Source organism: Jatrophihabitans lederbergiae, assembly GCF_031845305.1.
Lineage (GTDB): Bacteria > Actinomycetota > Actinomycetes > Mycobacteriales > Jatrophihabitantaceae > Jatrophihabitans_A > Jatrophihabitans_A lederbergiae.
Genome location: NZ_JAVREH010000018.1, coordinates 1 through 23,959 on the forward strand (window position 1 = coordinate 1; position 23,959 = coordinate 23,959).

Genomic DNA, 23,959 nt, shown 5'->3' on the forward strand with positions numbered 1-23,959 from the left:
CACTCCGCCGAGGACCTCGACTGGGTCGCCCAGGAACTCAACGACCGCCCCCGCAAACGGCTAGCGTTCAAGAAGCCGAACGAACTGATCGGCGACCTGCTGTTGCAATGACCGCCAGAATCCGCCGGTCGGCTACTGGACGCAGTTCCGAGTGGCGCGAACTGCCCGGTGGATGGGGTTACGGGTTCGTTGGAGGCCGACCGGCCGATATTTCGCGGGCGGTGAGCGCGATGGTGATTTCTGCGAGCAGGGTGTCGGGGGCGTCGGTGAGCAGGTCGTGCGCGGCGTTGGGAATGATCCGCAACCGGACCGGCCCAGGACAGGCGTCAGTGGTGGCGACAGCCAGCTCTGGCGTGGTGAGCGGGTCTTGTTCCCCGACGACGACGGTGACCGGGCAGCGGGTTTGGCGAGCGTCGTCGGTCAGATCGAGCTGGCTGAACAGCGGGGTGAAGTATTGGTTGACCTGCGGAGTCCTGATCTGCGCCGCGCGCACCGCTGCCAACTCGCTGCCCGGCTGGCGTGTCGCCATCAGGGTCTGGACGTGCTTACCGAACGCGGGGGTCGCCTCGACGCTCGAATCGGCGTGCACCGCTCGCCACGTGGCGGCGCTGGCCGGGCCCCCCAGGGTCCGCATCCGCTCGGCGCCTTCCTCGACGGTGGGCAACCGCGCGGTGGTCGCGGCGACCACCAGACTGCCCAACTGCTCAGGGTGGCGCGCCGCGTAGCGCAGTGCGACCCAGCCACCGAAGGACACTCCGACCACCACCGGGCGGTGCAGCGCCAGTTTATCGATCACGACGGCCAGGTCGTCGGCCCAGTCGTCGAGCGTCCAGCTTGACGATGACGCCAGGTCACTGCGGCCGTGGCCGCGCAAGTCCGGCACGACAAGGGCGGCCCGCTCAGCTAGTGGGGCGAGCACGTGGCGCAATCCACCGCCGTCGACACCCGGACCGCCATGGACCGCCACCACCGCGGCGTCGGAAGAACGGTGATCGGCTCGACCCTGCACCGTGCCGCGCAGCATCACCCCGCGGACGGCGAACTCCCACCACACCGGATCAGCCAAGCCGTTCGTCACCCCACCAGACTGCCGCAGTCCCGACACCCACCGCCACCAAAGTGGTCTGGGACAGGATCGATGACCGCGACAGGTTCCTCCTGCGGGACGCACCGACCGATCCGTCTTGCGCCTCGTGTCAGAGAAGCGCAGATCGGGCCTCATCGAGCACTGCGCGGGCGGCGACGAGGCGGTGGCGGCAGCGGCCGGGCATGGTGCGCCAGTAGTACGGGAAGGTCATCACGGCGATGGCGAATGCCCAGGCCCGCGCCACCTGCCACTCGTCGTCGCCGACGTCGACCGTACGGCGGAACACCTCGCGGTCGGCTGGGCCGAACAGCTCCCAAGCCCCGACTAGGCCGACTGCGGGTCGACCGACGGCCAGACCGCCGAGGTCGAGCACTCCGGCGAGCGTCCGGTCGGCGGCTGCTGGCCCGCGTACGAGCAGGTTCTCGGCGAGCAGGTCGGCGTGCACCCATGTCGGGGCGACGTCGGGTTCGGGCAGGTCGGCCGTCGACGCCCAGTACCGCGCCGCGGCGGCGAGGTCGAGCTCGAGGCCCGGCACTTCGCGGCAGCGGGCGAGCCAGTCGTTAATCTCGTCGCGGACGTCGCGTAGCCGGCCGGCGCGGTAGGACGCGAGGGCCGGATCAGCGGCGGCGTCGGAAGGCACCGGAAGCGACCGGAGCTGCCGCGCGACCTCGCCGAGCTCGACGGCGAGCGCGGTGGTCGTGGGGCCGCTCGGCAGCGGGACGGCCGGCGTCTCACCCTCGATCCACGACACGACCGCCCACCGCTCGGGGAATTCGGCGTCGGGTTCGCCGACCACCATCACCTCGGGCACCGCGACCGATATACGCGGGGCCAACCATCGGGACCACCGGGCCTCGGCCTTGATCGATGCCGAGCCGCCGGGTTGGCGGGGCAGCCGCACCGCGAGGTCGTCACCGAGCCGGTACAGCACGTTCGACGACCCCGCGACGTCTAACCGCTGCAAGGGCCGGTCGGCGAGCGCCGGTGCGTCGCGACGCAGCAGCGTCCGCACGAGCTTGTCGGTGATCGGGAGGTCGTCGTCGTGCATCAGAACGCGAAAGAGTTGAACGGGGCGGGATCGGTGCGCAGTAACCGGCCGAGCCGGTCAAGCGTTCCGGACCGGTGCTCCTGGATCAGACCAGCCATCGCGAGCAGCCGGGCCGACCCGCCGCCGAGGAACAGCCGCGACAGCGCACGGATGTCGACGGTGAGGTCCGGCGATGCGGTCGTGCGCGCGCAGTTCCCGTCAGTTCCGGACGTCTCAAGCCGCCAGGCTCCCGTGTTGTTGCGGCACATCGGATCGTCGGCGACCTCGACGACGAGAGTCTCGGCGTACGGGTAGGTGCGCCGCGAGAGGCAGGACGGGACGTCGAGCAGTCGCAGCCAGAGGTTGTCCGATTGGCGGGTCACCCGCATGCCGCGGGGGTCGGTGAGCATCCAGCGCAGCGGTTCGTCGGTGGGGCGGCCGGCGGCGACGACCCTTCGGGCGAGGTCGACGGAGAAGATCGTCTGCCACAGTGCGCGGTAGGCAGCCGTGCTCGTGGTGCACAGTCCGTCGACAACCACGGTGCCCGCCTCGGCCGTCGTCCGGCCCCACGGCTGGCGGAACCGCGCGACACCATCGACCTCGCCCGCGGTGCGGTGCACGAGGTACTGCGGCGGGCCGTCGGTCCCCACTGCCGCGTCCGACAGGTCTGACCAGCGGCCCGGCCGAGCCGCGAGCTCGCCGACGGTACAGGCCCGGACTTTCTCGTGCAGGGCCGGCCAGACCGTGCGGTCTGTCGCGGGCGCGAACCCGAAGTTGCCGTAGATCGATCCCTCACTCGCGCTCAGCCCGGCGACCGACTCGCCGCGGGCGAGCGCGTCGTCGAACATCCGTTGCATCATGTGACGAAGCAGCCCCCGGCGACGGTGCGTCACGAGCACCCCGGTCGAGGTGACCCCTCCCAGTGGGCGGGTGAGCAGGCCGGGGACGGTGAGCTCGTGCGAAATCATCGCCGACGCCCCGACCATCCGGCCGTCGACCACGGCGGCCACGGGGTGCAGGTCAGGGGCCTCGAGGTCACGCACCTGCTCGGCGACCACGCCGGCGGTGCTCGGCGCCGGCCACGGCTCCGGCCCGTCGTACCAAGCAGCCGGCGCCGGTTCCCACATCGGCCGGCCGGTGTACTGAGGCAAGACCCGCACCCAATCCGCGGCGTCACCCGGCCCCACCGCACGGATCTCGACCATCACATCGCCGAGCGTAAGTCAGGACGCGAGCGGATTGCGTCGATCAAGTTCGGGCGGGCAGCCCATCACGACCCTGCGGCGCCTTGCAGGGCCCACGCTGCCCTGCAGGCGAATCCGTGTGGAGGATCGTCTGCGAGACGGCTGGTGCGCCAGATAACGCTGCGAGAACCGTGCCAGTTACTGCTGCCGGTCACAGCGAATCCGAGCTCGTGCCGGCCGAATCGCGGGTGTCTCAGAAACGATCCTTTTCCTTACGTAAACCGAATGGCTCCGACACGCCGAGCCAACAACGTCGGAAACCCGTGTCAGAATCTCGCCCGCCGGGTGCGGTCTTGTCGTTGAGTTCCTTTACAGTCCGGCCATGACGAACTACCGATATGGGTATGTGCGGGTGTCGACGCTGGAGCAGGATCCGGCCGGCCAGCTCGACGCGATGGCAGCGGCCGGTGTCGAGCGCGAACGGGTCTTTGTCGAGCGTGCCTCAGGCGCACTGGACAGCCGGCCCGAGCTGGCCAAGCTGCTCGGTGTGCTGCGGCCGGGCGACACGCTCGTGGTGTGGCGGCTGGACCGGCTGGGTCGGTCGACGTCGCATTTGATTCAGACGGTGACCGAGCTGGGGGAACGGGGCATCGGCTTCCACTCGCTCACCGAGGCGATCGACACCACCACCTCAGCCGGCCGGCTGCTGTTCGGCATTCTGGCGTCGCTGGCCGCGTTCGAGCGCGACGTCATTCGCGAGCGCACTATGGCCGGCCTGGCCGCCGCCCGGGCGCGTGGCAACGTAGGAGGCCGGCCGCCGATCATGACGCCGGAGAAGCTGGCCGTCGCCCGCCAGATGCTCGACGCTGGAACACCTAAGAGCGTCGTGGCCAAGACGATCGGCGTCAGCCGCCCGACGCTATACACACATCTTGGCCGGTTACTTAACGACGGAGTGACGAGGTGAGCAGCTACTTGGAGGAGGTTGACAGCCTCGTCAAGCAAGCGGCCGGGGCCTCTGATGAGGCCGTGGAGGCAGCCCTCGGCACCATCCGAAGCGAAGCGTCCAAGGTTCACTTGGCGTGGTCGGGATCGAACATCGGCTATCACGCTATGGTCTATTACGACGGTTTTGAGGCGCCGCCGGCTGGGCGGCAGTTCAGCCGAGAGTGGGGCCTTTTCGGCGGAAGCATGCTGGCACCTGACTCGACAGGTTGGGCGCAGCGCACCTACTCCGAAGTCGTCACGCACATCACCACGCGGGCGAACACCCTCGACCCCGACGCAATGAAAGCTCCGGTGAAGCTTGCCGAAGCCACTCTGCATGAGGTCAAAGCCGGGCTCGAATCAGTCCTCGAGACGGTCCTGGCTGAGGCCGACGACGCCTACTTACGACGACAGCTCATTGAGGTCCAGAAGGTCGACGTTGTTGCAGTTCAATCGTTCCGGCGAACCATGATGCCCACTGGCCAGCTGGTGACGCGCGACCCCACTGCTGATGCTGTTCTCGCCCTAGCGCCGCACCAGGAGTTCGTCGCGGTGATCGAGTCGATGCGCTCGCCGTACGTCGGCCTGCAAGAACTGGTTCGGCTAGGCAACCAGGTGGTCAGCCACCTTCGGCGCCGTCCAGCACCGACCGTTGACGGTCTGAAAGGCGTGCCGGTGGGGGCCGGCAAGGTGTTCATCGGCCACGGTCGATCCAAGGAGTGGATGGCGTTGAGCGCGTTCGTGGAGAAGCGCTTGAGGCTAGACACAGATGAGTACAACCGGATCCCGACCGCAGGTATCCATACCTCTGACCGGCTGCAAAGCATGCTCGACGACGCGGCGTTTGCGCTGCTGGTCCTCACAGGTGAAGACGAACAGGAGGACGGGCGGATCGTCGCGCGGCTCAACGTCGTTCACGAAGTGGGCCTGTTCCAAGGCCGGCTCGGACTACGGCGAGCGATCGTCATGCTCGAAGACGGGTGCGAGGAGTTCTCCAACATTGCCGGCCTTGGCCAGATCAGATTCCCCAGGGGCAACATCAGTGCAGCGTTCGAGGAGGTCCGGGAGATCCTCGAACGAGAAGGACTGATGGTTTCGGTCACGGAATGAAGATCGGGTCCGCCCTCGGCCTGGTCTGCGTCGCAATCAGCCTCGTAGCGACCGTGCTGGCTCTGTACTTGGCGGTGGCGGCCGTGGCCAGCCTTGCGGCCGCGGCGGTGTGCTGGGTAGTCAGTCGAGCTACGAGCCGGCGAGAGAGCCGGGCGGATTGGCGGTGGGCGGCCGAGCTGGGGGAGCGTGGGGCATAGCAAAGCCCCGTGGTGCCTAACTCAGCCGAAGCTAGCCAGAGGACCGAGACCACGGGGCGCTGTCTTCTATCCTACGGGGTGTGACCAGTCCTGACCAGCCGGTGGTGTTGACCCCGGATCAGGTGCGCGAGTGGTTGGGCGGCCCACGGTTCGGCCGGTACCTCACCGCGGCCGATGGCGACGCGGGCCGAGCGCTGGCGTTGTATGAGTGGAACTCGCATATGGCGGCCGCGGCGTTGCGCGACGTCGGGCACTTCGAGGTCGCGATGCGCAACGCCTACGACGCCGAGCTCAGTGCGCGCTACCCGGACTGGGCGGCCGACCCGGGCACTGGCCTGTTCCGGTTGGAGAGCGGTCCGGCCAAAGACCGGGTGCCGCAACGTCGAATCAACGCCGGCAGCGTCGACAAGCTCAACGTGGCTCGGGCCGGCCTCGGCGGTCAGCCGTCGCACGGCCAGGTGGTGGCGGCGCTGGACTTCGGTTTCTGGACCCAGCTCACCGCCAAGGAGCGAACGAGCACGCTGTGGACGCCGATGGTGGCGCGGGCTTTCCCTGTGCACGTGACACGCGCCGAGGCTCATTCCTTGGTGGACCGGGTGCGCAAGTTCCGTAACCGGTTGGCGCACAACGAGCCGGTGTTCTCGAACAAGACCGGCTTAGTCAAGCGGATGGAGGAGACCGAGACCCTGTTCCGGCTCTTACGCCCGGAAGCGGCGGAGTGGGTACGCCAGCACTCCGACGTGCCGCGGCTCATCGCCCGCTGCCCGGTGCCGGGTTTGATGCCCACGACGGGCCGGACCTGGCCGATGACCGCGGCTCAGGTCGCGGCACTGTCGATCCCTCGGTCATCGCGCCCGGCGCGCCCGGCGAAGTCAACCCGGACGGTTCCCGATCCCTCACGCCGGCCCAAGCCGCCCGGCCAGAGCCTGTAGTTACCAGCAGCCGTAGCGGCGGACACGCTCGGCGTTGACCGCGCCCCAGCCGAGCTGGGCGAGCAGGACCACGGTCAACAAGCCGCCGATGACGACCACGAGACTGTTGTGTTCGGTGAACGCTGGCACGAACAGGTAGAGCGCAACGATTGCGTTGGTGCCGAACGACATGAAGGTTAGTCGCGAGTAGCGCCACCATCCGCGTGTCGCGTGGGGAAACGTGACCATCGGTCAGGCTCAGGCCACGTCCACGTTGCGCTCGCCGTCATCGACATTGCTCGATGATGACCCGGTGGCGTCCTTTACGACGCTTGCACCCGCGCCGCCCGGCGCGGGCCGGCGCCCAACCGGCGGTTTGGCATAACCCATCGCGCGGAGCTGGGCCGGCGCCCAACCGGCGTCCTTGCTTGCGTTCCAAGCCTCGGCATACGCCTCGTCGGCTTTGCTGGCGCCGGCCTGGGCGGCCGTGATCAGCGCGTCGCCCTCGGCCTGCGCTGCCTCGACAAGCGCCTTGGCCTTCGCGCGGGCGGTCGCCACGTTATCGGCGGCCTCAGCCTGACCGGCCAGGGCTACGCCCAGCTCGCCGGCCTTGTCGACGAGCGTCCCGCTGATTGTTTATGTCCGCCCGAAGGCGGACCGTCTTAACCACCGTATCGACACTGAGCGCCGATGCAGAGCTACTTTCAGGTATCAAGATAGTTAAATGCTATGCATTTAGGTGGCCCTCCGGGGTCCTGGCGCGCATACTGGCGCGATGCACACCGTCCTCACTTCCGGCCTAGGCGCGGGCCGGCCCCTGTCGGGACCTAAGAGCGGTTCGGTCCGACCGGACGCGGTCGTGGACAAGCGGGGATGTGCGTGAGCACTGAAGGGGCGGAGGGAGCCGCAGGACGGGCACGGTCCAGTCGGAAGCGGACGCATCGGGAGCCGGGCCGGCGCCGGGGGGTGAACGTGCGGTTTGATGACGCGGAGTACGCGGCGCTGGTGGCGGCGGCGAACCGTGCTGACTTGTCACCCACGGCCTATGTGGGCACGGCGGCATTGGCCGCGGCCCGGGGCACCGAGGCTCCGGGCGCGCCGATCCGGGAGGCGCTGACGGAGTTAATGCAGGCACGGACAGCGGCGGTGCGGATCGGGGTGGCAGTCAACAAACTCGCCGCGAAGGCATTGGCCGGTGGCGATGTGACGGCGGCCGAGCTGGCCGCCGCGGCAGAGGCAAGTGACCGAACAGTGGCGCGGGTTGGTGACGCCGCCGCGGCGGTGCATCGGATGATGGCGTGATCAGCCGCGTGCTTTACGCGCGGGCGGCTGGCTCGGTGCTGCGGGCGCGATGATCAGCCGAGTGTTTCGAGGTAAGTCCCCGTACGGTCTGGTGCGGTACCTCTACGGCGAGGGCCGGCGCAACGAGCACACCGACGCGCACATGATCGCGTCGTGGGACGGCAACCCCGCCCGGTTGGAGCCGGAATTCATCGAGGGTCTGGACATGCACAACGTGGCGCCGTTGGTGCGGCAGTTGGAGCAGCCGGTCCGGGCGTGTGACCGGGCGCCGAAGGAGTGGGTCTATCACCTAGTGTTCCGCAACGCCCCCGAGGACCGGCGCCTGTCGGATGAGGAGTGGGCGCAGGTCTGCACCGCGGCGATGGAGCGCACCGGCATCGCCCCCGAGGGTGATCCGGCCGGTTGCCGGTGGGTCGCCGTCCGGCACGCTGACGACCACGTGCACGTGGTGGCGACGCTTGCCCGGGAGGACGGCCGGGCGCCGAACGTGTGGCGGGACTATCCCCGACTGGCCGAAGTCAGGCACGAGTTCGAGGACAAGTTCGGGCTGCGCTCGACCGCACCCCGCGATGACAACACCGCGGCGGCCCGCCCTGGGGTGAAGGAACAACTCACGGCCGAGGCCAAGGGCCGGCGAACCTCACCGCGGGTGACGTTGCGGCAGAAGGTGAAGACCGCCGCCGCGTCCAGCTACGGTTTCGCCGACTTCACCGACCGGCTCGCGGCCCAAGGCGTGACGGTGTGGCCACGAATGTCGGAGCGCAACCCGGAGCAGATCACCGGCTACTCGGTGTCGCTGAACGACTGGAGGAACGCGGCCGGCGAGCCGGTCCGCTTCGGCGGCGGCAAGCTCGCCCCGGACCTGTCCTGGCCCAAGCTGCGTGCCCGATGGGAGCCTGCGCCCGCAACAGGCCAGCGCGAGACGCCGGCCGGGGGTGCAGGCTGGCACGCCCGGTCCGGCGCGCCGCTTGGAGGCTCGTTGACGGGCGATGACGCCGAGCAGGTGTGGCGCGAAGCCGAGCGGATCGTGCGCGAGGCCGCGGACAAGATCAGCGCCGACGCCGACGCCGGCACCGACCCTGACGCCGCGGCCGATGCCGCGTGGGCGGCCTCGGACACGCTGTCCGGTGCCGCTGCCGGCTTGGAGGGCGACGCCGGCGGGCCGATCACCGACGCCGCCGAAGCGTTCGACCGGGCCGGGCGGGAGCGCTACCGGCGCGTGCCGGCCCGCTCGGACACCGGCACCGCGCTGCGCTCAGCGGGCCGCATGATGGCGCTGCTGGCACCCGGGACCAAGCACCCCGGCGCGCAGGTCGCGGCCCTCACGGTCGCACTGGCGGCGCTGGCGGCCGCCGTGGCCGACCTGCGCCAGTCCCAGCAACGACTCCACCAGGCCGAGGCCGCGCTGGCCTCGGCCGAGCAACTACGACACGTCGCACCAGGACCCCAGAAGGCCACCACGACAGCGACGCGGCGGTCTAAGAACGCGGCCGACCTGGCGGCGATGTCGTTCAGCTCGAAGCCGTTCCGGGTGCGACCGACCAAGGCGACACCGGACGCGCAAAAGAAGGCCGCCGCGGCCGCCGAGGAGCTACGCCGCCGCGGCGACGGCCAGGGCCGAGGACCGACCCGCAGTTAGTGCCGGACGCGGGGCCTGGGAGGCCGTAATCCGGCTGCCGGCGCTGCGCGGGGTGCTCATCGCGGACCGACTGGGCCGCAGTAGCGGGGACGTCCTGGCCGCGATTGAGATTGTCACGTCGGTCGCGGCCGGTGAGCCCCAGGGCATCAGCATCCGTGTCCGGCGCGCCGATTCGTTCGGCCAGCACCGTTTGCAGCATGTTCGCCGGCAGCCCGATCCGCTCGGTGACAGCTGTCAGCTCCCGCTGCCACGTATCGTTTGCAACCGCGCCGGGTTGCTTGAAGGCTTCAGGCCTGGGAACCAGGATGGAGCGATGAGCGACGACATCACGCTGTGTGCACCCGGCATCGCCCAAGTGCGTCGACATTCCGGCGCCGACACGGCCAAGACCGGCGCACGCGGCCCGTCCGAGCCGGAAAGGACGCGAACGACCCCGGCGCGCGAGACGGTAGCCCGCTTGGTCGGGATCCGATGCCGGAAGCGGTGACCCGGGGCCCGACGAACGCTCGTCGCGGCTGGTTAGGCGCTGCGCTCGGCATGTTCGCCGTCGCGTGGGGCGCGAATCAGTTCGTGTCGACGCTGGTGGTCTACCAGTCCGAGAGAGGACTGTCGATCGCCACCGGCGACGGCCTGTACGGCATCTACGCCGTGGCGCTGATCGCGACAATGCTGCTGAGCGGACCGGCCGCCGATCTGTGGGGCCGCGCGCGGTTCGTGCGTCCGGCACTGGCGCTGTCGATGCTGGGCAGCGTGCTGCTCATGCTCGGCGACCACTGCGTCGGCCTGCTGTTCGCCGGCCGCTTCGTCGCGGGGGTCGCGAGCGGCATGGTGTTCGCCGCCGGCACGGCCTGGGTCAAGGAGCTGTCCGCGTGCGCCGCTGCGGAGGCCGGTCCGCGCCGGGCGGCGATCGCACTCTCGGCCGGTTTCGGCGCCGGCCCTATGGCGACAGGCGTGGTCGCGCAGTGGGCGCCGCACCCGCTGGTGACTGCGTATATGCCGCATCTGATAGTCAGCATCGCCGCGCTGCCCGGTGTCCTGTGGGCGCCGGAGACGGCCGGGCCGGCGCCATCGGGTGCGCCGGGTTACGCCGCGCGGCTCCGCGTCCCGGCGGCGCGGCGTCGCCGATTCCTGACGGTCGTGGTTCCTGCCGCGCCCTGGGTGTTTGCCGCGCCGTCGCTCGCGTTCGCGGTGCAGCCGGCGCTGCTCGGCGACCGAGTGCACGGCTACGCGATCGTGTACAGCGCACTGATCGTCGCCGTCACTCTCGGCACGGGGATCGCGGTGCAGCCATTCGCGCGCAGGCTCGACCGGCCCGACCGTACGGTGGGCGCCAGCGCGATCGGGCTTGCATTGATCGGGGCGGGAGCGCTCGTCGCGGCGCTCGCGATCGGGCAGTCCGATCCCTGGACGGCGGTGGTGGCGGCGGCGCTGCTCGGCGGCGGGTACGGCCTGTCGCTGATCGGCGGGCTGGTGGAGACCCAGCGCATCGCAGCGCCGTCCGAGCTGGCCGGGCTCACGGCCGTCTACTACTCGCTCACCTACGTTGGCTTCGTCTTACCGCTGATGCTCGCCGAGGCGCATGCGGTCGCCGGCTACCCGACCATGCTCGTGGCCGTCGCGGCGCTGATCGCGCTCAGTCTCGCGACGTCCGTCCACGCGGCGTCGTCGGCCTGAGCGGGTCGGCGGGCGGCAGGCAACCGCTCAGCTCTGCTCGCGAGCCGCGGCAAGTGCGTCGACCGTCGCGTCCTTGAGCATCTTGATCTCGTTGCCGATCGCGATGAGCCGGAAGCCCTCGCGCCGGTACTGCACGGCGAGCTCGAGGCTGTAGGCGAAGATGCCGGGCACGATGCCGTTGGCCTCGCACGCCCGCAGCACCGCCGCGCGCGCGTCGTCCATGTCCGCGCCCACGGGGTTACCGGGGTGCCCGAATGCGGCGGCGAGGTCACCGGCCCCGATGAACAACCCCGACAGGCCGGGGACGGCAGCGATCTCGTCGACGTTGCGCACGGACTCGACGGACTCGATCTGCACGAAGCAGGTCGTGCGCGCGTTGACGCCGGCGAGGTAGGCCTCCAGCTCGGTGAAGTACGCCGAGGCGCGCACCGGGTTGAGGCCGCGGATGCCGATCGGCGGGAAGTAGGTCGCCGCGACGGCGGCGGCCGCCTGCTCCGCGGTGTCGACCTTCGGCACGATGATGCCGTGCGCGCCGGCGTCGAGCGCATGCTCGATCAAGTGGTGCTGCAGCCACGGCACTCGCACCACGCCGGCGCAGGAGCTGCCGGTGAGCGCCTGCAAGCAATGCAGCGCCTCGCGCTTGGTCATCGGCGCGGCTTCCATGTCCAGGACGACGAAGTCGGCGCCGCAGACCGCGAACAGCTCGACGATCTCGGATTCCCCGGTCACGGAAAAGAAGCCGGTCGCGACGCCGTAGGCGTCGAGCGCGGTGCGTAACGGTGACGCCAGCTGCGCCAGGGGGTGCGTCATGACGGCCGCACCGCCTGCGCCATATGATGCGCCGGGCTGTGCCGGGCGGACTTCAGCTCTTCGTCGTTGGTGGCCACCTGTGTGCTCCCATGATCGGATCGTGCCGGGATCGCTGCGATGTTACTGATCATGCCGTGTCCGCCGACCGGTCTCCCGTGCCGGTGGCCGCGCCCACCCGCAACACCTGCGCGTCGGCGTCGAGCTCGCATTCGACACCGAGCGGCAGGGCCCATTCCGGCTGCGTGTGGCCGAGATCGAATTCGGTCAGAACGACGATGTGCTCGGGCACGACCCGGCGCAGGGCGGCGTCGAGCTCCGCGCGCTCGGTCTGCAGGTAACCGCGCGGCCGGCCTACCACGAGCCCCGTCACGTGGCGGAACGCGCCCGCCGCGGCCAGCACCCGCAGCATCGTGTCGACGCCGTCGGGTCCGCCGAGGCCGGAGGCGCTCCAGCGCGACCCCGGCAGCGCGATGTCGAGGGCGAGCACGACGTCGTCGCTGCGGGTGAGCAGGTCCCAGGACGGCGTGCCCCGCACCCACCAGGCCAGCGCCTCGAGACAGCCGGCGAGCAGGCGACCGCGCGCGCGACCACCGCCGCGCGGGGCGCGCCAGCCGCCCGCGCCGGAGGCCGCGCGGTGTTGCGTGTGCGGTGCGGCCTCGCGTCCGGCATCGATGCGCAGCCGCTCCTCGGTCCAGAACTCGCCGGGGCGGCACTCGTACGGCTGCCCGGACCATGCCCCGGCGATGCCGCGGGCGGTCACGTCGAGCACGGCGGGCTGCTCGGCCAGCCCCATCGCGGCCATCGGCCCGTAGATGGCCGGGGTGCCGGCGTGGTGATGCAGGAACCACAGCAGGGACGTGAGATCCGAACCGCCCTGCGTCGCGGCGCGGTGCTCGCGGGCAATCCCGGGATCGAGCAACGGCAGCAGCGTCACGGCGGAGTTCCCGCCGATGGCGCCGAGCACCAGGCGGGTGTCCGGGTCGGCGAACGCGGCGTGCAGGTCCGCGACCCGCTCGGCCGGTTCGGGGTGCGGGTCGGCGCCGGCTGCCGACGGCATGAGCCGCGGCCGGTAGCCGGCATCGGCCAGCCAGCGCAGGCCCAGCTCGAGGCGCAGCGGCATGGTGTGCGCGGCCGGCGCGGCCGGCGACACCACTGCGATGCCGGCGCCGGGCGGGACCAGCGGCCGCGTCACGAGGCGTGCCCAGTGCCATGGGCCAGCAGCTCGAGCTCGTCGGCGAGCGCGGCCGGCAGCGTGACCTGCCCACGTGCGCTACGAGCGGCGCCGCGGCCGGGCAGCCGCACCGGCCGATCCGGCTCGACCGGATCGGCGGCCGCGACGTGTCGTTCGAGGTCGAGGACGTGCCGGTGCAACGCTTCCGGCGCAACGCCGACGGCGGCCGGATCGAAGGCGATGAAGAACGCGCTGTTGCCGCCGACGCCGTCGAACGCGTCGTGGGCGCACACGACGTCGCCGCCCAGCGCGCCGCCGAGAAGCTCGGCGGCGACCGCGAGCGCGAAGCCCTTGTGTGCGGTGCCCGCCGGTCCCCAACCCAGGGGCGCGAGCGCAGTGTGCATCGCGGCATCGGGTGCGTACAGCCGCTTCGGATCGCGCACGGCCGTCCCGTAACGTCCCACGAGGACGCCCGCGGGCAACTCGGAGCCGGCGCGGGCGGCGATGCGCACCGCGCCCTCGCTCCAGGCCGAGGTCGAGATGTCGACGACCACCGGCCGGTCGTCGCCGGCGGGGCACGCGAAGACGATCGGGTTGGTGCCCAACCGACCCTGGCCCGACCCGGCCGGCGCCACCTTCTGCCCGGTGCCGGAGTAGTTGCAGAAGCCGAGCACGACGACGCCCGCCTGCGTCGCGCGCGCGGCGAGCGGGCCGAGCCGGCCGAGGTGCCCGCCGTGCGAGACCCGCACGAACCGCGCGCTGTCGGCCCCCTGCGCGCTCGTCAGCGCGTGCTCGATCTCGCGCAGCACGTGGACACCGAGCGCGCGATTGCCGTCGATTGCGATCGTGGCGCCGTCCGTCGTGGCCACGGGACGCGCGGCCGGATCAAGCTCGCCTCGATCCAGCGCGCCACAGTACTCGACGATGCGGACGAGGCCGTGCGAGGGGTAGCCGTCCTGCTCCGCTGCGATCAGTTGCGCGGCGCACTGCGCGGCGGCGTCGGCGTCGACGCCGCGCGCCGTCAGGGCTGCGGCCGCCAGCCGGTGGACCACGTCGCGCGGAAGCGTCACGTCGGGCGCGGCCGTGCTCGGCGCGGCCAGAGCACCGGACACCAAGGCACCAGACACCAAAGCACCGGACACCGGCGCACCCGACACCAAAGCGCCCGACACCGGCGCACCGGCAACCGGCGCACCGGCGGCGGCCTCCGCGGCCAGCACCTGCTCGAGCACGGCATCGGCGTCGAGGCCGTCCGTGACGATGTCACGTGCGTCGATGCCGGCCGAGGCGAGCTCGTCCAGCCGGCGGTCCAGGCCACTCATCGACGCGCGCAGCTGCGGATCCTGCACCGCGTGCTCGCCGGCCACCCGGGCGGCGAGCGTCCGCGGCTCGGCTCGCAGCGCGTACCAGACCCAGTCGAACTGCGGATCCTCGAGCAAGTCGGCCACGTGCGCAAGGACGTCGCCGGGCAGCAGCACACCGGACAGCACGATGACCTGCGCGCCCCAGGCACGCAGCCGCGGGAGGGTGGCGCGCAGGTTGTCGGCCACGAGCCGGTACAGCGCGTTGTCGGCGGTCCACGGCCAGACGTTCGCGAGCGAGTCGGTGTCGAGAGTCGCGGCCGGGACGCTGTACCGGCGCGCGAGGCGTTGCGCGACGGTCGTCTTGCCGACGGCGGGCGCGCCGGTGATGGCGACGAGCCGGACCTGACCGTCGTGCCCCGAGCTCATGGCCGGCTCACCCGCGCCGCGCCACGAGCGCGCGCACCCGGGTGGGACTGCCGCCGAGCAGCGCAGGCGCGACGTCGTTCGCGTGGCGGAAGCCGATGACCTCGCCGCCGACCAGCTGCTCGAGCGCAGCCGTGGCTTCCCGTTCCGCCAGGGCAGGCACTATGACGACGGCACCGGCGCCGACCCAGTTGCGCGCGGTCTCGGCGTCGGCGCAGTGCCGCGTCCGGGCGGCAGTGCGGGCCGAGACGGCGTCCCGTACGCGCGCCGTCTCGTCGGCCACGGCCCGGCCGATCTCCGGCGCGGCGTCGGCGACGTCGGCGACCAGGAGCGCGGTCTCGCCGGCCGGTGTCTCGATGACGGCGCGCGCCCGGTCGCCCGGCCCGCGCGCCGACTGCGCCAGCACCAACACCGGCACGCCGCGCCGGCGCCATCGCTCGCGCGCCGCACGCAGCGCGCCGCGGTCGGCGACGTCGAGGTGCACCCGCACGCCGTCGACGCGCAGCCGGGCGGCCAGCGACTGCACGGCGTCGTCGGCGCCGCGGACCGCGACCTGTACCGGGCTGACGTCCGGGTCGAGCTGCAGCTGCCCGTGCTCGTCGAGATGCTGGTGCAGGTGCGCCAGCAGCAGGCGGCGGGTCACGCAGCCCGTGACGTGCATCGGATGCCGGTGAGGAATCGAGTCGCGCAGCCGGATGTCGAAGGCGCGCGCGAACAGGTCGCCCTGGTCGTAGACGCAGCCGACCTGGATCGTGCCCCCGGTCGGGAGCACGGTGTCGCCGCCGAAACACCGGCGGGCGATCTGCTCGTTGTTGCCCCACGGCGGCCGGCGCGACCAGAGCACGGGCACCTGCAGCCGCGCCGTCATCGCCTGCGCCATTATTAACGCGCGGTCGAGCTCGGTGTTCGCGGCGGCGTCGTCGGTGACGCAGGCGTGCCATTCGTGCACGTCGGGCGCCTCGAGCGGGCGGTAGATGCCGCGACCGCTGCGCGAGCCGCGCGGAGCCGGCCGGAAGTACCTGGCGTTGCGACGCAGCCGCACCGGCAGGTCGTCGACGACGCGGATGGTCCGCGCCCAGTGCGTGTAGACCGACGCCTCGCCGGTGGGCGTGAGCACGGCGCGCGGTCGCCCGGCCGCCCAGTCGCCGTCGCTGCCGGCCGACAACAGGTTCTGCTGTTCGGGAAAGGCCGCGATCGCGGGTTCATAGACGCTCGGTGGCGCGAGCTCCGGGAACTCGTACTCGTCGTAGCCGAACCGGTCGAACTCCTCGTCGAGGATCGCCCGGAAGCGACGCAGCAGCGCGGCGCCCCACGGCAGCGTGATCGCGGCTCCCGGCAGCGCGATGCTGCGGGTGTCGAAGATCTCGGCCTCGAGCAGCGCGCGCGAGAAGTCGTTCAGGGTCCCCGTCGTCTCCGCCGGCTTTGCCTGAGCGGTCGTGGCCGACTCGAGAAGGCCGTCGCTCTCAAACCGGTCGTCGATGTCGATGCGCTCGTCCGGCGGGCCGTCGATCTGTGCCGTCGTCATGCTCGATCGAGCCGGGGAGTCTGCTCGAGGTTCGACACGCACAGCCGGAACTTCCCGGTCGAGGACTCCGGCATCCGGTGGAGCACGTCGAACTCGACCTGGAACGGGAACTGCGTGTGGTGGACGATGCGCTCGACCAGCTGATTGCGCGTCGCGCGATCGAGACCGTCCGGGGCGTAGACGCGGATCGTCAACGCTTCCGGCCGGTCCTGGATCACCTGGAACCAGTGGATCAAGGGTTGCTGCATCAGCAGGTAACTGAAGAAGTACGAGTCGACGTGGCCCTGGCCCGGAACGACGATCAGGTCCTGCAGCCGTCCGGCGACCGACGAGATGCGGGGGAACGGCAGGATCGCATCGGCCGCGCGGGGGAGCAGGGCGGCAACGTCGCTGGTCTCGTACCGCAGCAACGGCATGGCCCGGTTGTTCAGCGGGGTGACGACGAGCTTGCCGCGCACGCCCTCCGGACAGGGCTGCAGGTCGTCGTCCAGGATCTCGACCACGACGTTCTCGGACTGAAGCAACATGCCGTTGTGGTCGGGGGATTCGTGCGCGACCACGTTGCTCTCGCGCATGCCGTACTTGTCGTACACCTCGCAGTTCAACGTCTGCTCGATGCGCTCGCGCAGCGCGGGCGGCAGCGGCTCGCTCGTCGCCTGCACCGCACGCAGCCCCTCGATGCGCAACCCGCGTCGAGCGGCCTCGCCGGTGATCAGGTGGATCGCGTTCGAGTAGGTGCTCACCAACGCCGGCCGGAAGGCGATCAGCTCGTCCAGGAAAGCCGCGATCAGCTCCGGGCTGAGCCGGAAGGTGTTGAACTCGCGTCGGTTGACCAGCCGGTTTTCCCACTGCTCGATGCGCTGCTTCAGGCTCCAGTAGATCTCCGAGCCCCACAGCAGGACGAACGGGTCACCCAGCTTCCAGCCGCTGCACCAGGCGTAGGTGCGCAGCTGGTGCGCGCGCATCCACAGCCGGAAGTCCTGATCCTGGCTGAATTGGGCGCGCACGCCGGTGGAACCGCTGCTGAAGTTGACCTGCAGCGACTCGGTGTCCGCCTCGGACGACAGCAGGCGGTCCTGGTGCGCGGCCAGCCGAGCTCGCGAGAGCACCGGCAGCTTGGCCAGGTCGGCCGGCGTCGCGATGTCGTCGGGCTTCAGGCCGCGCTCGTCCATCAGCTCGCGGTAGTACGGCACGGTGCGGTAACTGTGGGCGACCAGGTCACGCAGCTTGGCGGCCTGGATCTCGTCGATCTCGACCGGCGACTTCGTCTCGTTGGAGACCAGCCACTCCAGCCGGTCGCGCACCGCACCCCGGCCGCGCAGCGACATCTGTTTCCAGTAGATGGCCTCGGCCATCGAACGGTTCATCTTCATGAGAACTCCAGGGGCGCCGCGCCCACGTCGGCGGCGAGTCGGTGGTGCCGCGCCAGCAGCTCGTCGAGCTCGTTGTCGTACCAGCGAGCCAGCAACGAGGAATGGCTGAACGACTGCGAGCTGTCGTCGATGTCCATGTTGGCGTCCCAGTCGTAGAACGCGACGGTGCGGCCGATCGCGAGCCAGGACGAAATCCGCTCGTGGACGTCGGGTGGCACGACGTGCTCGAGCAGGTACAGGTATAACGGCAGGTAGATCAACAGCCGCGCGTCGACGATGGGCAGCTCGACGTCGCCGAGCCGGAACCGCGAGCGGTCGTAGCGGTAACCGCCGCCGCGCTGGTCGTCCGGCGGCCGCTTCGCCGGCGTGCCGGCGAGCTGGGCGAGGTCGAGCTCGCCATCGACGATCTTCAGGCCCTGCCACACCGACTCGACCGAGCGGGCGCGCAGCTCGGGCCGTCCCGGCACCGGCAGGACCGCCTCGTCCCACACTGTGAAGGGTCCGAGCGGGCGCCAGACACGCATCGGCGCCGCGCAGTCCTTGAAGGTGTCCACGCACAACGCGTCCGGATCGCCGAGCAGTTCCAGGCCGCGCAGCCGCGACACGGCAAGGGCCGTCATGGAGCCGACGTCCAGCCCGCGACCGAGCGCACGTAGGACCGGGCGACCTCGGGCTGCACGGGCGCGAGGTCGGGGCCGACCAGGCGGTAGGCGTGCCGGTTCTCGTCAGCGGCGAGCGGCGCCCACTGCGGCCTCTCGACCGTCCAGGCGTTGCGGCGTGACCAGTCGACCAGGCGGATGCCGGAGCTGGTCGCGGCCAGGGTGAGCAGCGGCGGCAGGTGCGGGTAGGGCGTCACGAGCGTGCGCACGCCCAGCTCGGCGAAGCCGTCGAGATCGGCCAGCCGCGGGAGGTCGGTCAGGTAGAGCACCTGCCGCTGCGCCGCGCCCACCCGCCCTGCCAGGTGCCGCACCTGCTCGGCGATGTCGTCCCAGCTCGCCTCGACGTGCTCGGTAGGGGCGACGCCGGGCTCGGCCAGCGCCGCGGCCACGGTCTGCGGACGGTCGGCGACCGATGCCTGCAACGGCTCGAGGACGTCGGCGTGGGTCGCGAACGACCACGCGTAGCCGAGATCCTCCTTCTCCAGCATCAGCGTGCTCATGTTCTCGACGGTGAGCTCGGCCTCCAGCGGCGCGCGCGTGACGTCGAACCCGGCCTCCTCCAGCAACGCGACGCGAGCCGCGTTGTTGCTCATCAAGGCGATGGTTCGGGTGCCGACCGCGCGCAGCAGCTGCGGTACGGGTGTGTAGTCCCGGCTGTCCCACAGCGCGCCGATGCGCACGAAGACCTCGCTTGTGTCGAGATCCTCCTGCTGGCGCAGCTGGTAGATGTCGAAGTGGGCGGCCATGCCCGCGCCGCGGGCATCCTGGTCGACGGCGTACAGCAGGATGCCGCGGCCTGCCTCGATGATCGTCCGCAACGACGTGCGCCACTGCCAGCCGCAGTCGCACTGCAGCGACCCGAACAGATGCCCGAAGGCGCATGCCGACTCGATGCGCAACAGCGCCGGCTCCGACCCGCCGATGTCACCCAGCGTCGCGATCACGTAGCGACCGGTCGGGAACCCCACGTAGTACAGCGTGAAACGCGCCTTCACGTCGTCGATGCCAAGCGGCAGCGACGCCGGGCCGTGGACGTCGACGCCTTCCGGTAGTGCGGCGAGATCGAAGCCGCCGGCCAGCAGCCGTTCGCGATCAGCGGCCGTGACCGACACGGGCGTGGTCATCTCCGGGCGGCTCAATGGGGCGCCTCGACGAGGGTCATCCGGTCGGGCGCGGACACCGGCATGTGCGGCACGCCGAACGCGAGGAAGGAGATGCCGCGGTCGATAGCTGCGCTGACGCCGTGCGGGTACTTGGCCGGGACGTAGATCGAGTCCCCGTCGACGACGACGTAGTCGACGCCGTCGATCGTGATGGAGCCCTTGCCCTCCTGCACGACGAGGATGTGCGCGCCGGGATGGGTGTGCAGCTCGAACGCTCTACCGGCCGCCATCGTGATGGAGTCGAGCCCGATCGCGTCGCCGTTGTCCAGGAACGCGACGGCTCCCGACAGGCCGAATACGCCCTGCAGAACGCCGCCGGCGCCGTCCGACACCTCCTCCTGCGGACAGTCGCGCAGGTTCACGATGTGCTGCTGGGGGTCGAATGCCGCTTGCATGAGAACTCTCCTGTGGTCCGGTGTCGCTGGCGGTCTGTTGTCCGGGGTTCGGCTCACGCGAAGGTGGGCGACCGCGAGCAGTACGTCGGCGGCGCGGCCGCCGTCCCGTCCGCAGCCAGTCGGTGCGCCAGCCGGGCCCCGGTGGTGGCCAGCCGCGCGCCGCCGCGCTGGCGAACCTCCGCCAGCTCGACCTCGTCGCCGACGACGGCGACGTAGGGGATCCAGCGGCTCTCGCTGTCGCGTACGCGCCGACGCACCGGCTCGTCGCGGTCGTCGATCTCGGTGCGCACCCCGCGGGCCTGCAGGTCGCAGGCGATTCCCTGCGCGTGGGCCAGGTGCTCGGGGCGCACCGGCAATATCCGCACCTGCACCGGAGCCAGCCAGTCCGGCCAGCTCGGCGGCGCGGCGTCGAGTCCGTCGAGTAGATGCACCAGAACCCAGCGCTCGAGCGATCCGGTGGCGCTGTGCACGATCGTGACCGGACCGGTGTCCCGCGGATGCCAGTGCTGGCCGTTGAGGTCGTCGAGCTGCCCGTGCATCGTTCGCAACCCACGAGGGTCGTAGATGTTGTGTAGCAGGCGGTAGTAGTGCTTGCGGCGCGAGATCAGCTCCAACGCCACCGCCCGCCCGCTGCGATCGCTCCAGCGCTGGATGGCCGTGATCGACTCGGCGTCGCCCGCCACGGCCGTCATCGCCACGGCGTGATCGACCGGTTGCATCGCGTCGACGCACGAGAGCTGGGCGTCTAGCACCTCGAAGTACTCGGCCATGCCTGACGCCGCGTCGCTACACACGCTGTGGCAGTCGAAGAAGTCGAAGGATCTTGTGCGCTGCAGGCCGTTCAGCTCGCCACTGCGGTTGCGGCGGAATCCCGCGACCTGCTCGTGCCACCGCCACGGCATCTGCGCCCCGTCCGCGGTGACGTCGTCGAGCAGCGTGAAGAAGCCGGGATCAGCGCCGTAGCGCAGCAGCATCGGGTCGTCGCGACCTGTGCCGCGGACCTCGTAGATCCGTTCGCGGAAGCTGCCGGCCAGCTCCGAGAGCCGCTCATCCCACTGCACCAGTGCAGGCGTGATCACCGGGCTGGACATGAGGTCGTGGGTCAGGAAGTGCTCGAGCCGGTCGCAGATCAGCGTTCGTAGGACGACGCCGGCCGGGAACCACCGGATGTGGCCGGCCTCGGCGTCGCCGTCCGGGGCGGCCAGGCGCAGCGCGGCCAGCGTCGCGCCGATCGGCGGCGCGTGATAGTCGGGCGCCCCGGTCGCGCGGCGCTCAAGCAGTCCAGCGAGGGCGGCGTTGTCGACGGCAGGGATGTCGGCCAGTGGCGTCGGCTCCTGCCCGGGCCGCACCAGGACGTGGGTGTGCTCGATGCCCGCGACGACGCGCTCACGCGCGCCCACAGGAGTCGGGGCCGGATCGGTCATCGCGTCACCGCGGCAGCAGGACAGCCGTTGTTGCGGTACGCCGGGGCAGGTCGACGACGTCGACGAGGTCGCTGTTGCGGGGCGGGAGGCCGTCGGCGGCGCGAGCGATCTCGGCGAACAGCATGTGCCGGAACATCGTAATGCCGCGGTCGGCGACTCCGAGCCGCTCGCGGGTGCGGTCGAGGATCGAGCCCTGCGAGGCCCAGACCACGGCGTCCTGCCCGTCGATGGAATCGAGATCCCAGCTGCCGTCCGGGCGGCGGGTGGTGGACGGTGCGACGGTGACGGACGGCTCGTCGGCGTCGCGGCCCTCCCACCAGATGTGCAGGGTGTGTTCGTCGTCGATCGGCGTCCGGAACTGCATGCCGCGGTAGGACGGACTGCAGTGGTAGAGAATTCCCGGAAAGATCAGCTGCTGCCCGATTTCCCAGTCTTCGCCTGCCTCGTCGCGGCTCTCGCCCACCAGTCGCCGGCGCTTGACGAGGCCTAGCGGAGTCTCCTCGAACGCCAGCTCGTCGTGCGGGCGGACGGCGAAGGGCTCGGGCGCGCCGCGAAGGCGCGACTGCGCATTGCGGAAGTGGCCGTGCAGCCACTCCAGGTGGGTGGGATCCATGCCGTTCTCGGCGATCTGCAACCAGTTGCACGGCAGCACGTCGATCCGGACGGTGATCGCGTCCGGATCGGCCAGCGGCCCGAGCGCGGTGATGCCGGGTGCGGGATCGGCGGTCCCGCCGAGATGGCCGAAGACGAGGCCACCGCGCTCGAGTACCGGCAGCGACCTGGTGCTCGCGAGCTCGGTGAGACGTGAACCGGCCGGTTCGTTTGGGGTCTCGACGCACATACCGGAACGGTCGAATGCCCAACCGTGGTAGGCGCAGCGGAGCACCTGGCCTTCCACGAAGCCGAGCGCGAGGGACGCGCCGCGATGCGGGCAGCGGGCGGGCACCAGACCCAGCTCGCCGTCCTCGGTGCGGAACAGCGCGAGGTTCTCGCCGAGCAACCGCACCGCCTGCACCGTGCCGGGGGCGACCGCCGGCCCGGCCGCGATCGGATGCCAGTAGGAGCGCAGGAGTTGGCCGGTCGGGGTGCCGGGCCCGACGTGGGTCAGGGTGTTGTTCTGCTCGGCGCTCAGCACGGCGCGTCCGAGGATCGAGCCGATGCTGAGTTGAACGTCATCGAGCCTCGATCCGGTCTGGTCATCGGGCGGGACACAGCTCCCGAACGAACGATATCGATCATTATACCCACTGTCACTCGCAATCTCCCCTGCGGTCAGGTGATTGGCGGGAGCTCGTGCAGCCGCTCGATGAGCTCGCCCATGGAGCGGTGCGCCGACCGTGCGTACCTGTCACGCCAGGCGTCCGCCGTGCGTAGGCGTTGATCGGCGGCAGCCGCGGGCGGGGGGACAGGGGCGCGGCCGACGGGCAGCACGGTCGTCCACAGCGGCTCGGGTGTCGCGCCTCGGATGAGCTTGGGCACGCAGCCCTCGGGGCCGAAGTGCAGCCGCCGGGCGCCGAGGCGGAAGGCCGCGAGCATCGGCGCGCGATAGCCGACCTCGAAGTACTCGTCGCCGCGCAGTCCGGGTCTGGCGCCGTACGCGCGCGTGTGCACCGACGTGCCGTCGGTGAGCAGCACGACGCAGGCTATGGGCTCGTCTGCGGCGTCGCGCAACAGCACTAGGCGCGCACGATCGCCCATCACCCGCGCGAGCTGGCTGACGTAGTCGAGCCAGTCGGTCGGACGCAGCCCGAGCGTGTCGGCGTGCTGTGCCAGGAGATCGGCCGCCACCGGGAGCTCGTCGACAAGCGGGCCCTCGGTCTCGGTCGAGCCCGCGGCGACGATGCGGGCGGCCTGCTTGCGCAGCTTGCGGCTGCGGTCGCTGCCGAGCCATCGGTGGTAGTCGAGCTCGGCCAGGGCCGGGGTCTCGCCGTGGAACCTGTCGAGCTCGAGCGCGAGGTCGACGATGGCGAAGTACGTGGTGTCGACGGCGTGCGGCTCGGCCCGCGCGAGCGTCGCCCAGCTGGCCGAGTCGACGAACGCGGCGGTGACGGTGCGCGCGCCGGCCTCGACCGCGTGCTCGCGCGCCGCGCTGAGGAGAAGGCCGGCCACCTCGGCCGCGTCGGTGGGCGACAGTGCGGGATCGACCAGCAGACCGTTGCGGTAGCCGGATCGCGAACCGACCAGCAGCGAGGGGTACAGGCCGTCGGCCGGCGCGCCGGTGAGCGCGGCGAGGTCGTAGTAGGGGTTCGCTTCGTCGGACGTCAGGTAGGCGGGCAGCACGCCGAGCAACCGGCCCTCCGCGTCGACGGCGCTGAGGTACCGGACGACGGTGCGTGGGCTCGATTCGACCGACTCGACGAAGGGCAGCGACAGCGTCACGCCGAGCGCGCGTGCGCTGAGTCCCCAGAAGTCGGCCAGCGCGGGGTGCCCCTGACGAAGTTCGGCGATCGACTCATGCTGTGCGATCGAGACAGGGGCCGACATGTCGCCGATCGTACGAAAGGCCGGTAACAACGACGGCCGAGGGGCGGTTGTCCGCACTTGTGCTGTTACAATGGTACAGCTCACTCCAATGTTCACGTTGCGGACCGCCT

General features: G+C 70.8%; 23 protein-coding genes and 1 pseudogene. 8 read left to right on the forward strand and 16 right to left on the reverse strand.

Annotated features, from left to right (window positions below):
• A pseudogene (locus RM423_RS13615) lies at nt 1-111 on the forward strand (IS30 family transposase); the annotation flags it as partial.
• Between the two features lie 67 nt (nt 112-178).
• On the opposite strand, the gene RM423_RS13620 reads toward RM423_RS13615, so the two are convergent.
• The 3 genes from RM423_RS13620 to RM423_RS13630 form a co-directional block, all read right to left on the reverse strand.
• Nucleotides 179-1,078, reverse strand: a complete 900-nt coding sequence (locus RM423_RS13620; protein WP_311423581.1) for an alpha/beta fold hydrolase — start codon at nt 1,076-1,078, stop codon at nt 179-181.
• 118 nt (nt 1,079-1,196) lie between these two features.
• Complete coding sequence (locus RM423_RS13625) at nt 1,197-2,135, reverse strand: phosphotransferase (protein ID WP_311423582.1); 939 nt, start codon at nt 2,133-2,135, stop codon at nt 1,197-1,199.
• Nucleotides 2,135-3,319 (reverse strand): GNAT family N-acetyltransferase, encoded by a 1,185-nt coding sequence (locus RM423_RS13630; RefSeq protein ID WP_311423654.1) that lies wholly within the window; start codon nt 3,317-3,319, stop codon nt 2,135-2,137. Before RM423_RS13630 ends, RM423_RS13625 begins: the two co-directional genes overlap by 1 nt.
• A 361-nt stretch (nt 3,320-3,680) precedes the next feature.
• On the opposite strand from RM423_RS13630, the gene RM423_RS13635 reads away from it, so the two are divergent.
• From RM423_RS13635 to RM423_RS13645, 3 genes are all read left to right on the forward strand, one after another.
• Nucleotides 3,681-4,265, forward strand: coding sequence for a recombinase family protein (locus tag RM423_RS13635; RefSeq protein ID WP_311423583.1), 585 nt, complete (start codon nt 3,681-3,683; stop codon nt 4,263-4,265).
• Nucleotides 4,262-5,395: a TIR domain-containing protein gene (locus RM423_RS13640; protein WP_311423584.1), complete on the forward strand. Its 1,134-nt coding sequence runs from the start codon at nt 4,262-4,264 to the stop codon at nt 5,393-5,395. The genes RM423_RS13635 and RM423_RS13640 overlap by 4 nt, the downstream gene beginning before the upstream one ends.
• Before the next feature lie 277 nt (nt 5,396-5,672).
• Nucleotides 5,673-6,524, forward strand: coding sequence for a hypothetical protein (locus tag RM423_RS13645; protein ID WP_311423585.1), 852 nt, complete (start codon nt 5,673-5,675; stop codon nt 6,522-6,524).
• On the opposite strand, the gene RM423_RS13650 is transcribed toward RM423_RS13645, so the two are convergent.
• A complete protein-coding gene (locus tag RM423_RS13650; RefSeq protein WP_311423586.1) occupies nt 6,525-6,695 on the reverse strand; it encodes a hypothetical protein in 171 nt (56 codons plus the stop codon).
• Between the two features lie 66 nt (nt 6,696-6,761).
• The gene (locus RM423_RS13655; protein WP_311423587.1) at nt 6,762-7,061 is read right to left on the reverse strand and encodes a hypothetical protein; all 300 of its coding nucleotides are present in this window, start codon (nt 7,059-7,061) and stop codon (nt 6,762-6,764) included.
• A 414-nt stretch (nt 7,062-7,475) separates the two neighbouring features.
• Here RM423_RS13655 and RM423_RS13660 point away from each other — a divergent pair, with 414 nt between their 5' ends.
• The 4 genes from RM423_RS13660 (at nt 7,476) to RM423_RS13675 (ending at nt 11,118) form a co-directional block, all read left to right on the forward strand.
• Nucleotides 7,476-7,805 (forward strand): hypothetical protein, encoded by a 330-nt coding sequence (locus tag RM423_RS13660; protein WP_311423588.1) that lies wholly within the window; start codon nt 7,476-7,478, stop codon nt 7,803-7,805.
• 61 nt (nt 7,806-7,866) lie between these two features.
• The gene (locus RM423_RS13665) at nt 7,867-9,444 is read left to right on the forward strand and encodes a relaxase/mobilization nuclease domain-containing protein (protein WP_311423589.1); all 1,578 of its coding nucleotides are present in this window, start codon (nt 7,867-7,869) and stop codon (nt 9,442-9,444) included.
• Nucleotides 9,445-9,496: 52 nt separating this feature from the next.
• Nucleotides 9,497-9,931 carry a hypothetical protein gene (locus RM423_RS13670; RefSeq protein ID WP_311423590.1) on the forward strand — a complete coding sequence of 145 codons (435 nt, stop codon included), beginning with the start codon at nt 9,497-9,499 and terminating at the stop codon, nt 9,929-9,931.
• Nucleotides 9,932-9,981: 50 nt separating this feature from the next.
• Entirely contained in the window at nt 9,982-11,118 is a 1,137-nt protein-coding gene (locus RM423_RS13675) for an MFS transporter (RefSeq protein ID WP_311423591.1), read from the forward strand.
• Nucleotides 11,119-11,145: 27 nt separating this feature from the next.
• Here the strand turns inward: RM423_RS13675 and RM423_RS13680 are convergent, their stop codons facing one another.
• The 11 genes from RM423_RS13680 to RM423_RS13730 all read right to left on the reverse strand — a co-directional run bounded on the left by RM423_RS13680 (nt 11,146) and on the right by RM423_RS13730 (nt 23,849).
• A complete protein-coding gene (locus tag RM423_RS13680) occupies nt 11,146-11,928 on the reverse strand; it encodes an HpcH/HpaI aldolase family protein (RefSeq protein ID WP_311423592.1) in 783 nt (260 codons plus the stop codon).
• Nucleotides 11,929-12,055: 127 nt separating this feature from the next.
• Entirely contained in the window at nt 12,056-13,120 is a 1,065-nt protein-coding gene (locus RM423_RS13685) for an LD-carboxypeptidase (RefSeq protein WP_311423593.1), read from the reverse strand.
• A complete protein-coding gene (locus RM423_RS13690; RefSeq protein WP_311423594.1) occupies nt 13,117-14,829 on the reverse strand; it encodes an Ldh family oxidoreductase in 1,713 nt (570 codons plus the stop codon). The genes RM423_RS13685 and RM423_RS13690 overlap by 4 nt, the downstream gene beginning before the upstream one ends.
• 7 nt (nt 14,830-14,836) lie before the next feature.
• Complete coding sequence (locus tag RM423_RS13695; protein WP_311423595.1) at nt 14,837-16,351, reverse strand: class-II aminoacyl-tRNA synthetase family protein; 1,515 nt, start codon at nt 16,349-16,351, stop codon at nt 14,837-14,839.
• Nucleotides 16,348-17,724, reverse strand: coding sequence for a phenylacetate--CoA ligase family protein (locus tag RM423_RS13700; RefSeq protein WP_311423596.1), 1,377 nt, complete (start codon nt 17,722-17,724; stop codon nt 16,348-16,350). Before RM423_RS13700 ends, RM423_RS13695 begins: the two co-directional genes overlap by 4 nt.
• Nucleotides 17,721-18,344, reverse strand: a complete 624-nt coding sequence (locus tag RM423_RS13705) for a DUF6939 family protein (protein WP_311423597.1) — start codon at nt 18,342-18,344, stop codon at nt 17,721-17,723. Before RM423_RS13705 ends, RM423_RS13700 begins: the two co-directional genes overlap by 4 nt.
• Nucleotides 18,341-19,507, reverse strand: a complete 1,167-nt coding sequence (locus RM423_RS13710) for a GTP cyclohydrolase II (RefSeq protein WP_311423598.1) — start codon at nt 19,505-19,507, stop codon at nt 18,341-18,343. Before RM423_RS13710 ends, RM423_RS13705 begins: the two co-directional genes overlap by 4 nt.
• Before the next feature lie 11 nt (nt 19,508-19,518).
• Nucleotides 19,519-19,941, reverse strand: a complete 423-nt coding sequence (locus tag RM423_RS13715) for a cupin domain-containing protein (protein WP_311423599.1) — start codon at nt 19,939-19,941, stop codon at nt 19,519-19,521.
• Between the two features lie 53 nt (nt 19,942-19,994).
• On the reverse strand, nt 19,995-21,365 hold the full coding sequence (locus RM423_RS13720; RefSeq protein ID WP_311423600.1) for a His/Gly/Thr/Pro-type tRNA ligase C-terminal domain-containing protein: 1,371 nt from the start codon (nt 21,363-21,365) through the stop codon (nt 19,995-19,997).
• A gap of 4 nt (nt 21,366-21,369) precedes the next feature.
• Nucleotides 21,370-22,500, reverse strand: coding sequence for a Rieske 2Fe-2S domain-containing protein (locus RM423_RS13725; protein ID WP_311423601.1), 1,131 nt, complete (start codon nt 22,498-22,500; stop codon nt 21,370-21,372).
• A gap of 137 nt (nt 22,501-22,637) precedes the next feature.
• Entirely contained in the window at nt 22,638-23,849 is a 1,212-nt protein-coding gene (locus RM423_RS13730) for a GNAT family N-acetyltransferase (RefSeq protein WP_311423602.1), read from the reverse strand.
• Between the last annotated feature and the right edge of the window lie 110 nt (nt 23,850-23,959).

What these genes read in the sequence shown, in the direction of transcription:
- RM423_RS13625 (WP_311423582.1), bottom strand. Translation starts at nt 2,135, where the DNA reads ATGCACGACGACGACCTCCCGATCACCGACAAGCTCGTGCGGACGCTG.
- RM423_RS13630 (WP_311423654.1), bottom strand. Translation starts at nt 3,319, where the DNA reads ATGGTCGAGATCCGTGCGGTGGGGCCGGGTGACGCCGCGGATTGGGTG.
- RM423_RS13635 (WP_311423583.1), top strand. Translation starts at nt 3,681, where the DNA reads ATGACGAACTACCGATATGGGTATGTGCGGGTGTCGACGCTGGAGCAG.
- RM423_RS13650 (WP_311423586.1), bottom strand. Translation starts at nt 6,695, where the DNA reads ATGTCGTTCGGCACCAACGCAATCGTTGCGCTCTACCTGTTCGTGCCA.
- RM423_RS13675 (WP_311423591.1), top strand. Translation starts at nt 9,982, where the DNA reads ATGTTCGCCGTCGCGTGGGGCGCGAATCAGTTCGTGTCGACGCTGGTG.
- RM423_RS13680 (WP_311423592.1), bottom strand. Translation starts at nt 11,928, where the DNA reads ATGACGCACCCCCTGGCGCAGCTGGCGTCACCGTTACGCACCGCGCTC.
- RM423_RS13690 (WP_311423594.1), bottom strand. Translation starts at nt 14,829, where the DNA reads ATGAGCTCGGGGCACGACGGTCAGGTCCGGCTCGTCGCCATCACCGGC.
- RM423_RS13695 (WP_311423595.1), bottom strand. Translation starts at nt 16,351, where the DNA reads ATGACGACGGCACAGATCGACGGCCCGCCGGACGAGCGCATCGACATC.
- RM423_RS13700 (WP_311423596.1), bottom strand. Translation starts at nt 17,724, where the DNA reads ATGAAGATGAACCGTTCGATGGCCGAGGCCATCTACTGGAAACAGATG.
- RM423_RS13705 (WP_311423597.1), bottom strand. Translation starts at nt 18,344, where the DNA reads ATGACGGCCCTTGCCGTGTCGCGGCTGCGCGGCCTGGAACTGCTCGGC.
- RM423_RS13710 (WP_311423598.1), bottom strand. Translation starts at nt 19,507, where the DNA reads ATGACCACGCCCGTGTCGGTCACGGCCGCTGATCGCGAACGGCTGCTG.
- RM423_RS13715 (WP_311423599.1), bottom strand. Translation starts at nt 19,941, where the DNA reads ATGCAAGCGGCATTCGACCCCCAGCAGCACATCGTGAACCTGCGCGAC.
- RM423_RS13720 (WP_311423600.1), bottom strand. Translation starts at nt 21,365, where the DNA reads ATGACCGATCCGGCCCCGACTCCTGTGGGCGCGCGTGAGCGCGTCGTC.
- RM423_RS13730 (WP_311423602.1), bottom strand. Translation starts at nt 23,849, where the DNA reads ATGTCGGCCCCTGTCTCGATCGCACAGCATGAGTCGATCGCCGAACTT.